Source organism: Candidatus Erwinia haradaeae (assembly GCF_900698925.1).
GTDB lineage: Bacteria > Pseudomonadota > Gammaproteobacteria > Enterobacterales > Enterobacteriaceae > Erwinia_E > Erwinia_E haradaeae_I.
This window is the reverse complement of the sequence record NZ_LR217713.1, coordinates 587,901-600,438: the sequence shown is the minus strand read 5'-3', so window position 1 is coordinate 600,438 and position 12,538 is coordinate 587,901. Positions and strand designations below refer to the sequence as shown.

General features: G+C 27.5%; 5 protein-coding genes and 1 pseudogene. 1 reads left to right on the top strand and 5 read right to left on the bottom strand.

The features are described 5' to 3' along the window. Window positions 1–718 precede the first annotated feature (718 nt). The 5 genes and pseudogenes from rlmKL to accD form a co-directional block, all read right to left on the bottom strand. Window positions 719–1,660: pseudogene (rlmKL, locus tag HACICURV3402_RS01805) on the bottom strand (bifunctional 23S rRNA (guanine(2069)-N(7))-methyltransferase RlmK/23S rRNA (guanine(2445)-N(2))-methyltransferase RlmL); the annotation flags it as partial. Between the two features lie 2,517 nt (window positions 1,661–4,177). Continuing rightward, entirely contained in the window at window positions 4,178–5,110 is a 933-nt protein-coding gene (coaA, locus tag HACICURV3402_RS01800; protein WP_157992641.1) for a type I pantothenate kinase, read from the bottom strand. A gap of 695 nt (window positions 5,111–5,805) precedes the next feature. Continuing rightward, the gene (gene adk / locus HACICURV3402_RS01795; protein WP_157992640.1) at window positions 5,806–6,450 is read right to left on the bottom strand and encodes an adenylate kinase; all 645 of its coding nucleotides are present in this window, start codon (window positions 6,448–6,450) and stop codon (window positions 5,806–5,808) included. A gap of 803 nt (window positions 6,451–7,253) precedes the next feature. Beyond that, window positions 7,254–8,510, bottom strand: coding sequence for a bifunctional tetrahydrofolate synthase/dihydrofolate synthase (gene folC, locus HACICURV3402_RS01790; protein ID WP_157992639.1), 1,257 nt, complete (start codon window positions 8,508–8,510; stop codon window positions 7,254–7,256). 71 nt (window positions 8,511–8,581) lie between these two features. Further along, complete coding sequence (accD, locus tag HACICURV3402_RS01785) at window positions 8,582–9,478, bottom strand: acetyl-CoA carboxylase, carboxyltransferase subunit beta (RefSeq protein ID WP_157992638.1); 897 nt, start codon at window positions 9,476–9,478, stop codon at window positions 8,582–8,584. Between the two features lie 343 nt (window positions 9,479–9,821). On the opposite strand from accD, the gene lpcA reads away from it, so the two are divergent. After that, the gene (lpcA, locus tag HACICURV3402_RS01780; RefSeq protein WP_157992637.1) at window positions 9,822–10,406 is read left to right on the top strand and encodes a D-sedoheptulose 7-phosphate isomerase; all 585 of its coding nucleotides are present in this window, start codon (window positions 9,822–9,824) and stop codon (window positions 10,404–10,406) included. The last annotated feature ends 2,132 nt before the right edge of the window (window positions 10,407–12,538 follow it).

Sequence of the window (12,538 nt, the reverse complement as noted above, 5' to 3'; positions counted from 1 at the left end):
TATTCTTGTTATGTTAATAAAAGCGAATAGTTTATATTATGAGGTAAATTTAGAATCAATTCAGGACTTAGAAAAAACTTAATCCTATCATAGAATATGTAATTTTTTATCATGTATTGTAATAGTATGTTTTTAATCGTAAAGTTTTTAAGAATTAAGTGTTTGATTAAAATCTAAAAGAATAGAGTGTATTTGTTATCTCTATTACTAAGTATTATTTATTCTTTTCTAGAAAAATTTCATTTTATTCTATTAAATTAAACAAAGATGTAAGTTTTAGATTTTATAATTCGTGAATATGATCTATTATTTAATTTTGATAATTAGATATAGATTAATTTGAAGTCTCTATTTTTTTAACAATTGTAGCATTTTCTTATATTTTAAGTGTCAGCATGTTTAATAAGATAAAATATTTAAATATATCTTTATCGATTTAGTATTAATATTAATTACTCTAATTATCTCTTCAAGAGCTATAAAGCATATCTGATATCAGAATAAGAGCGAGTTATTATAGATAATAATTATTTCACGTGTTTACCCATCCTCTTCTATAGATCACTGCATATAACATTAGGAACTCTTTTGCATACTAGGAAATATAACAATTATTTCTTTTATCATAGAAGGTGAAATTTTGAATATTTTATATGTTTTAGAAATAAGATTTTTTAATTTTAAATATGACTGTAATATAATTATTTTCTGAATGTTTTTAATTTTTATGAAGATGAGTAATTAACCAACAGCTATGTAGGGGGCGGGAATGGGAAAAATCTTTTGGTTTTGTTTTAGAACTTAGTTCAGTTACTTTTAACTTTAACAGCTTTAATTCAGTTAAATTTATTTTAAAATTACGTTTATTATTAGAAAATATGATAGAGCCATTATTATGAAGCAAGCGTTTTAAATTGGTGATTATTTCTAGATGATCACGTTGAATATCAAAATTTTTTTTCATTCGCCTGGAGTTAGTAAATGTAGGGGGATCGATAAAAATTAGATCAAATTTTTCTATACTTTCATGTAACCAGTCTAGACAGTCAGCTTGAATAAATCGGTGATTATCACCCGATAACCCATTTAAGAACATATTTTTTTTGGCCCAATTTATATAAGTATTTGATATGTCAATAGTAGTTGTACTCAATGCTCCACCTAAACCAGCATGCACGCTAGCGCTACCGGTATAAGAAAATAAATTAAGAAATTTTTTTCCATTACTCATTCTTCCTACTATTTTACGCGTATTTCGATTGTCAAGGAAAACACCAGTATCTAGATAATCAGTTAAATTAACCAATAATTTTGCATTAAACTCCATAATTTCTAAAAAATTTCCATTGTTATTAAGCTTTTCGTACTGTTTGTTTCTTCCCTTTTGTTTAGTACGAATCTTTAGTATAATTTTATTCAGAGGTATATTCAATACTTCTATCGTCGTGGTAATTATATTAGATAGACGTTGTTGTGTCTTAGAGGGGTTAATTGTATGTGGCGCAGCATATTCTTGAATTAAAATCCAATCACTATAACGATCAATTGTTACTTTATAATCTGGCAAATCGCAATCATAGATTCTATAACATTCAATTTTTTCGATCTTTGCCCATTTATCTAATTTTTTTATATTTTTGCGAAGACGGTTGGCATAATCTATAATGTATTGACCAGAAAGTAGCAAAAAATCTATTCGGTTTCTGAGTATGGATTCATATTTTAGCACACGGTTATTCACGTTATTGCTCTTAAAATTTAATTGTATATACTAGAAGAATTAATTCTATCCTTATTCATTCAAGTATATTCCGAAGATATGTGTTTATATGATCATGATTGTTCATCATATCCATTAGTTAGGTATATAATAATAATATAAGTAAGTTTTTTACAAAATTAAAGTAAAGATGATGAAAGATGTTTTAGTTATACTTATTCGTAGTATATTACGTTATTGGTTTAATATATCTTATAGATTCTATCTGGTATTTACATCAGAGAAAAGCTCGAATCAGCGTTGTTTGTCTGTAAACTACAGTTTTTAATTATGATTACTAGAATCATGGGTTTTTATTGTTCTATTTATTCTATATCTTTTGTATTTAATATGGTTTTGAATGAATCAGACTAATAACGCCGATTTTTTTATAATGCATTGCGTAATGAGTTATGTTATTAAAAACAATCTGTAAGAGGTCTTGAACCTAGCCTTGGTATTGTAAAATATACTCAGTTAAACTATCAGAATAACAAGAGATGAAATAAGTATTTAACGAATATGTATTATATAGCTATGAACATTACTCGAGAGTAATAGTACATATTTGATAAATGATAACAAGCCTTTAGTATTTATTTTCCGACATGAAATTAACTAGTAATCTAATGATTACTAAAGAGAAAGTTAGATATATTTATTTTAAGCAATATAATGAGCGCAAAGAAAGAATATGACATCAGATGTGCATGGATAACGTATTTTTAATAGAACAATACTGATTGTTGTATTTTTCTATAATATTAGAAATAATTTACTATTCAACTTATTGTTTACTTTATGATTCTTCTTTCACGTGTTTAAAATAAAGTTTTATTAATAATTGATCTGTGTAATGTTAAGTCATAAGACATGAAAATATACGAGTTATAATGTAGAATTTATTCTATCAATAAAAGATATATAAAATGAACTGTGATCAAGTTTTTGTATCATTCAGTAAATGTAGACATTGCTAATTGTGTATCATACTGTTCATGGTTTTAACATTTGAAGTCAATTATATAATCATCATTATATCTTAATATGATCATTATCATTGTTAATATTCTAGATTGGGATTATAATACTGAGTTCATAGAAAATAAATGAATAGATATAGAGTTAAGATCTAATTGATATGGCTTATTTAAATCAAAGTAGAACAATCTATATAAAATAAATCCATTACATCTTGTATAACAGTAACTGATCATTTATACTGTTTTACATATTAAAACTATAAATTTCAGATGTCATAAATAAATTATGACGATAGATTGAAATTGTTTTAAATGGTTATTTTATAGATAACTGTCATCAATATGTCTATATGTAGCTTACAAATAAGCTTTTTGATTTCATATCTAAACCTTAGTAGATATAATAGTAATAAATTGATAAGATGGATATGTGGTATGAATAAAAATATTTGTATATTAAAAGATGTTTATCATTAAAGTTTAGCAAATAGTTATTTAGTGGTCTCATTTATGAAATAAAACAACATATTATTGTATGTTGTACAACAATATTTGTTAAAAATAACAAGTGAGACTGAATAATATAGCAACACTAAATGAATTTAGTTTTTTTAATGAACCGTAATAATTACTATGACGTTACAAACGATACCAATAATGTAGTAATAAAAATTGATTGATCAAGAAAAATAACATTTTTATCGATTATATTAAAGTATTTTATGCATCAACTAAATTCGCTAAGTATTTATTAGAGTAGATGCTGATTGTGTCTTATATCTTAATGGGTAGATACAAGATAGAGATTAGGTCTGATGAGCGTAAAAAATTATTGTTTAATTATTTGACATATGGTCAATATATCATTGTAACTTAATATTGAAAAATAAAGTAATAGTGATTATTTTCATTTTTATAAAAGAAAGAGAAAACACTTATTCATATAAATTGCATAGAATACATATGCTCTCTAAAGTAACATAAGGTATAGGTCAGCGTGTATCTATAAAGAATATCTATAAAGAAATAAGAAATAGAAGTTCATGATAGACTATCTTCTGTGGTAGAACCAGCTTGGTCATAATAAGATTTAATCTAGTGATAGAATATGTAGATATTTTTTTTGATCACTGATTGTCATGGTAGAGATTTGTTAAATATTTTACTAATCAAAAGATTTCTTTTCCTAATTTTATATAGATATACTAATAATAGATACACTGATTGTGTATCTATCTCGATCTATATATTTTTTATTTTAAAAAATATCTTTAATCTACGAAGGGTTCTTATATAAGTTATAATATAAAATTATATTAATTATCATCACTAATTATAATTGATGATTTATATCATAGATTATTTTGTCTGACAAGACAAAATAATCTTGGAAAGAATAAATTTTTTTAATAATTACTATTTTAGGTTGTAATAATTATTTGTTTATTTGATATGATTTAATAAGATGATTTAGGCTTTTGGTGATAATTAAAGTAGAATTCTCGCGTGTTGGAAGAATGTTTTCTATTAAATTACGGTAATTGATTTGATTCCATATTGTGTTAGCTATATGCAAAGCTTCTTTTTTAGATAATTGAGAATAATAGTAAAAATACGATTGTTGATTTTTCAGAGCGCTTTTTCTAAATCCAAGAAAACGGGTAAGATACCAAGATTGAAGCAAATCATGTGATGCATCAATATAAATAGAGAAATCTATAAAATTTGATGTAGAGGTCATGTTATCAAAAGATGGATCACTGATTCCTCTTTGCAATACATTTAGTCCTTCGAGTATCAAAATATCAGGTTTTTGGACTATTTTTTTCTTAATAGGAGTTATATCAGAGATAAGATGGGAATATAATGGAACTTTTACTGGAGAAAAGCCGAATTTTATATCTGAAACGAATTTAATTAAATGGTAAATATCATAAGATAAAGGAAACCCCTTTTTCTTTATTAATCCTCGATCTCTTAGGACCGAGTTTGGATACAAAAACCCATCAGTACTAATTAGCTCAACGTATCTATATTTTAAATAATTATTCAATAATATCTGTAATATACGAGCTATAGTGCTTTTCCCAGAAGAAACACTACCTGTAATACTAATAATATAAGGAATTTTTTGTTGAGGGATATTAAAGGGTGTTTGGATTATGCCTTGAGAATACTCATTGGAAGTAATATACAAATTAATTAAATCAGATAGAGGAAGGTATACTTCCATCACTTCTTTAATTGAAATCGCTTTATTAATTTTTTTTAATTGAGTAATTGTGGTGTCTGAAAGTATCATTAATATTAAGTGATAAAATTTTTCCAATTGGTTATAGTTGAAAGATAAATAAGATTTAGTAAACATAGATTATTGTTGATATGAATATTGCTACTATTAATTACAAGCCTGTTGTATACTATAAATTAATTTATCGGTTTGGGTTAGTAAACCTTAGTTTAGTAGTTAATAAAAAAGATATTATAGAATAATTTCACATGAATCTTCAATACATATAGCAATTAAATAAATTAGAATTAAACCTCAATTTAAGAATAGAAGAAGATTACGATTGTATTTAGATCAGATTAGTTTATAAACAAATTGCATGGTCTTGATTATAAAATTAATCATTCGATGTTCTAGTAAATATTCTAGTCAATATAGAGTTGTATGTCATTGACCCAGAAGAGGTATATTAATGTAATTAAAAAAATTATTTCTTTGAATATATTCACATATATGTCATGTTGACATATTAAAAGACGTATTAAAGTACGTAAATCATGCTATAATTCTTTTTTTCTTCTTTAATATTACTAAAATAGTTTAATATTAGCAGGTTTGGTGTTTAGATTGAATTGAGTTTAAATAGTCTGAAAAATTCAGTTTATATTGAAAAAAATAGTTTGTCTTTATTATATTTTACCTTAGTTATACAATAATTATGCATCTTAAAATAGATGCACATGTAAGAGAAAACATAAATGATACAGTAATAAGAACTACATGATAATCTGTAGATAATTTTTTATGAGCAAATTTTAAAAAACGATATTAAATTATTCGCAAAGTTTTATTAATTCGTTATTAATTTCAGAAATTGTGCGAGCACCATTTATTTTATGATACGTTGTGTTACCTAAACATGCTTCTTGTTGATAATAATGAATAAGAGGAGCAGTAAGATGACGATACTCTATTAAACGATGATGTATAGTTTCTATTTTATCATCTTCTCGTATAATTAGTGGCTCTCCAGTAATATCGTCTTGTCCAGTTATTTTAGGAGGGTTAAAAATGGAATGATATATTCTACCAGAAGCTTCATGTATTCGACGTCCAGTGATTCTATTAATAATTAATTGATCTGGAACAACAAATTCTAATATTTTATCAATTTTAATACCCATTTCTCTTATAGAAAGAGCTTGCGCTATAGTTCTTGGGAAGCCGTCTAATAGAAATCCTCGTGAACAATCATTTTCCGAAAGACGATGGTTCACTAATTGAATTACTAGCTCATCAGGAACTAGTTGACCAATGCTTAACACTTTTTTTACTTGTCTACCGATCTTTGAATCTAATTTGATCGCTTTACGAAACATTTCTCCTGTTGAGATCTGAGGGATTTTATATTTTTTTATAATGAACTGGGCATGAGTTCCCTTTCCAGTACCTGGAGCTCCAAGCAAAATAATACGCATTGCATTAATCCTTTTTTTAATACTAAAGAACATGAATACTCATAGATCTGAAAAACAATGTAGGTGATGTTTGAAAAAAAAGAATATTGTATTGAGATATTGAAGTATAAAAATATAGAATATATATTAGTAATCTTTATGTATGTACAATATATTATTACATATCAATTGATATCATTTATTATTTTTCTTAGACATATGATTTCTTAAGTTCAGCCTAAAAGATTGACTATACATATTACGATCAATCATATAATATTACTTTTATAGTAGCTTTGGATATAACAATATAGATTTTAATGCAATGTCTGCAAAAAGATTTCTGTACATTGTTCTTTAGTCTGTCAATACTAATATTCTTTCTTGTGATTTTTTCTGGGTTTATCTGAACGCCTCAATGAATAATATTTTTTATTTGGTTAATAGAAAGTGAATTGTTATTCCATGACTTTGTATGTAAAATAACAGATAATTTTATATAAAAAAAATCATTTTCTTAGTAAAAATTTTTATCAAAAATCATTCAATTACTTAATCAAAGATTCTAGAATCCATACATTTTCTTTTCATTTTAAATTGAAAGCGATAGAATTATATAGTTAATGTTCTTAAAATAGAATTTTTTCTTTCGTTGAGAATTAAATTTCTTGATCTAAAAGATATCCATGAGATTTTATTAATCATGTTTGTAGGCATTGCACGCTGTATGTAAAATGATTAATATCATGTAATATGCATTATTGAATGATAGCAGATTTTTTTATTCTTTTGTATAGAGTTATTCTATTGTTATGATTTATCTATTATTTTATTTTACATTGGTTAATTTTTTTAATCACTTGACTCACGGTATGAAAAGATCCAAAAACTAAAATTATATCTTTTTTTTCTGTATTTTTCAGCGCATCTATCCATGCTAACTCTACTGATGGAAAGTCTTTTGCTTGATCAAGATATGATACAAGTTGTTTAGCAGTACTACCATACGACCCCTCTAATGAGGCGCAATACCAATAATCTATATTGTGGATAAGACAAGAGAATGTGCCAGAAATATCTTTGTCATTACGCATACCGACTACAGCATGTATTTGCGATTGATTTTTAATTTTTATCAGTCTTGTGGAAAGATATTGCGCTGCGTGAGGATTATGTGCTACATCAAGAATTACTCGAGGTTCCTCGGATATTATTTGGAACCGACCAGGTAAAGATGCTTGATGAAGAGAAAGGCGAATATTGGTTTCATCAACATATAAGGGAGAACTTCTTAACGCAGCAAGAGCGGTAGCGGCATTATTTATTGGTATTTTCGGTAAAGACAAATTCTCTAGTCTTCCATGAGAATCATAGAAAGACCAGCTATCAGTTGCTACTTTATACGACCAGCTAGAGTTGCATTGCTGTAGCAATGCGCCTGTTTCTATCGCCACATCTTTAATCGACTGTGGTGAATGTGGGTCTCCAATGATTGCTGGTTTTCCCCTGCGAAAGATTCCAGCTTTCTCGCGGCCAATTTTTTCACAGTCTGTTCCAAGCCATATCGTATGATCAAGAGCGATATTAGTTACTACTGCTACATCTGCATTAATAATATTAGTGGCATCTAGACGTCCGCCCAAGCCAACTTCAAGGATCAAGACGTCTAGAGACTCTTTCTTAAATAACCATAATGCTGACAATGTACTAAACTCAAAATAAGTAAGCGGGGTACTAGAGCGCCCTGTTTCAACTTCTGAAAACGCTTCTATATGTGCAATATCTGTTAGCTCGTCTCCTTGAATACGTACACGCTCGGTATAGTGCATAAGATGAGGAGAATTGTACACCCCAACTGTATAGCCTTCAGCCAACAACATAATTTCTAGAGCCCGACAAGTCGTTCCTTTTCCGTTAGTTCCAGAAACAGTAAATACAAGAGAAGAAGAAGTTAATAGGTCCAGTGCGGCACCCACGTTCTTAACACGCTCTAATCCCAGAGAAATAGGCTGGCTATGAAGATGTTTTAAATAATGTAACCAGGTTCTTATGGATGATGTTTTTTTAGGTACACTATTCATGTTTTTAGGCACGTAAAATGAGTAAATATTGATATAGGCTAAGACATTTTTCTTTCAAAATCATCTATTTTTTAATCTTTAGTTTTGAGTAAGGAGGTATTAAGTACCTCTTTTGGGGTAGGAAGATTCATTATTTTGGATAACATACTAGCAATCTTGCATCGCATAACTGGGCGTCGCAAGATCATATCAATTGCTCCTTTTTCAATGAGGAATTCACTGCGCTGAAATCCTGCTGGTAGTTTTTCACGAACTGTTTGTTCGATTACGCGTGGTCCAGCAAAACCAATTAGTGCATTTGGTTCTGCAATGTTGAGATCACCTAGCATTGCAACGCTAGCAGATACTCCTCCCATTGTAGGATCAGTTAGAACTGAAATATATGGCAATCCTTGTTCTTGCATTTTTTCTAGCGCAGCACTTGTTTTTGCCATTTGCATAAGTGATATTAGGGATTCTTGCATTCGCGCTCCTCCTGAAGATGAAAAACAGATCATAGGACAGTGATCTTGAATTGCTTGTTCTACTGCGCGCACAAAGCGTCCTCCAACTACTGACCCCATCGACCCCCCCATAAAGAAAAACTCGAATGCTGCTGAAACAACCGGGATACCACATAAAGTACCTTTCATCACTATTAATGCATCTTTTTCGTTAGTCTCTTTTTGGGCAGAAATCAATCGATCTTTATATTTTTTAGAGTCTCGAAACTTAAGTATGTCTCTAGGTTCCATTTCACTAGCAAGTTCAAGAAAAGAACCAGAATCTAAAAAACTACGAAGACGATCACGACCATGCATGCGCATATGATGATCGCATTTTGGACACACCTCTAGATTACGTTTTAGTTCAGCACGATATAGGACCTGTCCGCAGCTGCTACATTTTGTCCACAGCCCTTCAGGAATGCATGCTTTACGTAATGGAGTAATTCTCCTTTTATTAAGAATACGTTCAATCCAACTCATCGCTAACCTGTGATGTTTCGTACAATTAAGTTTTGATCTGATAATCTAATAAGATTATAGTATATAATACAATGTTTCTCTAAACATATATTTAGAACATTGAGCTGTACATTATAATGTACTCACATAAAATGTTTATATGTTAACATAAATTTGAATGTAAATTCATTATTTTATTGATTACTATTATGTATGCGCTTATCATATGTACATTCTCATAGTGATTAAGACTCTTCTTAAAATAAGATAAACAAATTTAGGTTTTTATAATCATTGGTATTTCATTATTTTTTTATCCTTACTAGCTCAACTATGATAAGCTTGTCGCTTACAAGGATTTTCTATGTATCAGGATCTTATCCTTTCTGAACTGAATCAAGCAGCAGATACGTTAACCCTCTTTCTTCGCAAAAAAGAAAATATTGAGTTAATCCAGAGCGCAGGGGTTTTATTAGCGAATGCCTTTAAATTAGGAGGAAAAGTTTTCTCTTGTGGTAATGGTGGGTCACATTGTGACGCAATACATTTTGCAGAAGAACTCACTGGTCGTTATCGAGAAAATCGTCGAGGATATCCTGCAATTGCTATTTCTGATATCGGTCATTTTTCCTGCGTGAGTAATGATTTTGGATATGATTATGTTTTTTCACGTTATATTGAGGCTGTAGGTAAACCAGGCGATATTTTACTTGGATTATCTACTTCTGGATCCTCAGTCAATATAACTGAAGCAGTCAAAGCAGCATACTCTCAAAACATGAAGTCTATTTTTCTCACAGGAGCAGATCATACTACAGTAAACCATATTGCGGATGTGGTAATTTGTGTTCCACATTCTGGCTACTCTGATCGAATTCAGGAGGTTCATATTAAAATTATTCATATCTTAATATTATTAATTGAGCAAGAAATGAAAATATTAAACTGATTACTATTATGTAGTGGTCTCTATATATAAAAAAATCAAATTTAATAGGAACAAGTGAAATACTTCATTATGTTTCTATTGTTAATGTTCCTATTTGTATGGTATTACAATGGATACTATTGGTTTAAAAATAAAGAATTATGAAATAATTTTTAAAGGAGATTTTTAAAATATAGAAAATGCTTAATTGTAGTCTGAATACTAAGGTTTTGAATAAATACTTTTAGAATAATTAATGTATATTTTTATCGGATTTAATGTATTAAATAATATGTGAGAAATAGTAGATGGATATTTAATTTTCTTATGATTTACTATATTCTGAGTGACATATTTTTCTATTTATATTTCAAACAGGTCTAACTAGAATGTTCGATAGATTAATTTAATTGTCATGGTAAATAATTATAATGATTATTCAGGAATAATCAGATATTGATTCTATGTTTACATGATATTTTTATGATTTATTAATTTAATATTTTTTAATATATCTTATCCTATAATGCATGGGATAAGATATGTGGTCTATTAAAATAATAGAATTAATATCTAAAGACAGAAACCATACACTAATTAATCACGATATATAAGTTATGAATCCAGTTTGATCAAATTAAAAAAATTTATTTAAATGCTGTAAATCTAAATAACGATATGATTATTGTTAAATGGAACTGAAATGTTCTTTTTATCTGAAGTCGTTTGTCGGAAATGAAAATAATACCTGATGATGCTAGGGGCGCTTATACTCATAGTGTATAATTATTAGATTAAAGCACAGATCTTAATATTAGATCTAGAATACAAAAGAAGTTTGACTATAGTACAAATTAAAAACACCTAAAATTCATGTTTTATTAAGGATATTTTATATATCAAGTAATCTAATGTGATCTTTTTGTGATCACTGGTATGTATTTTTGCAAAAAAGATGATTATATAATAATCTTGTCTCTTATTGCATAAAAAATTTAGATAGGTATAGGTAGTAGAGCTTAAATAATTTGGATTCTTGTTGGAGACTTCTTAGTAAAGAGAATGGTTGAAATCTACATAAATAATTCAGTTATAGATTATTATAGAAAGGTAATATAATAAATTTTGAATCATATGATATTTGTTTTCTAGTAATATTTATTTTTATAAAAGCATCAAATAAATCTATGCAATGTTCTGAATGTGCGTTCATATATTTCGCAATGATATTAATACAAATGATTTATAGAATCAAGCAAGCTATTTTTAATTTATAACACATATCTTCATGCTCATATAGAAACTTAAATGGATGAAGTAATGATGTACAGAAATTTTCATAGAATGATTCTTCTAAAGCATCAACAGTGAAGAGTTTAATTAAAGAAAAATGTTATTTGTTTTATTTTAGAGTACCAAGAAGAGTTTTTATAGATAAAAGTTAAATTATTTCTCTTACCTTAAATACTTAAATAAATGTTTTATTCATAGAATAACTTAACTAAATTTATAATACATATTATAATGCATTATTCTCTCGTATGTTTCGTTATCAATCTTTCTTTGTATGTATATATTAACATATCTTGTTATTTTAGCAGTGATGGCAATCTTACTATTTATAGCTAATTATGATATGAACATATATTAAACACGTTTTATCAAAAACAATCCTTGACATAAGGTGATCAGATATGATTGAGATCATGTCTCAGGTTATAGAAAATATATTTTATTTCAACTGTGTTAGTGTATTTCACAGATCAATCAAAATATGTTAGTTTATTTAGATTCTTGTTATTCCTAATATCTTATCTAATCAATATTGAGATATATAAAATTAAATTTAGAATTTATAAATTATTTTATATCGCATATTATAATGTAGAACATTATGAAATAGAAAATATCAATATAGAATTTTTATATTGGTCCAGTATAATTAATCATTACATTAAGCAAATTATTTATTTTTTAGTATATTACATATTATATTATATTTTCTACCAAGTGACAAGACTAATTTATCTTACAGTGCTGCTTTGCTATATAATTAGCAAGATAGTAAATTATCTAAAAAAGAGGTTTTTTATTTTAATATAGTCTCTTTTATTAGTTTATCTTCTACAGGATATTAAGAGTGAGGAGAATTT

What these genes read in the sequence shown, in the direction of transcription:
- lpcA (WP_157992637.1), top strand. Translation starts at nt 9,822, where the DNA reads ATGTATCAGGATCTTATCCTTTCTGAACTGAATCAAGCAGCAGATACG.
- folC (WP_157992639.1), bottom strand. Translation starts at nt 8,510, where the DNA reads ATGAATAGTGTACCTAAAAAAACATCATCCATAAGAACCTGGTTACAT.
- coaA (WP_157992641.1), bottom strand. Translation starts at nt 5,110, where the DNA reads ATGTTTACTAAATCTTATTTATCTTTCAACTATAACCAATTGGAAAAA.
- adk (WP_157992640.1), bottom strand. Translation starts at nt 6,450, where the DNA reads ATGCGTATTATTTTGCTTGGAGCTCCAGGTACTGGAAAGGGAACTCAT.
- accD (WP_157992638.1), bottom strand. Translation starts at nt 9,478, where the DNA reads ATGAGTTGGATTGAACGTATTCTTAATAAAAGGAGAATTACTCCATTA.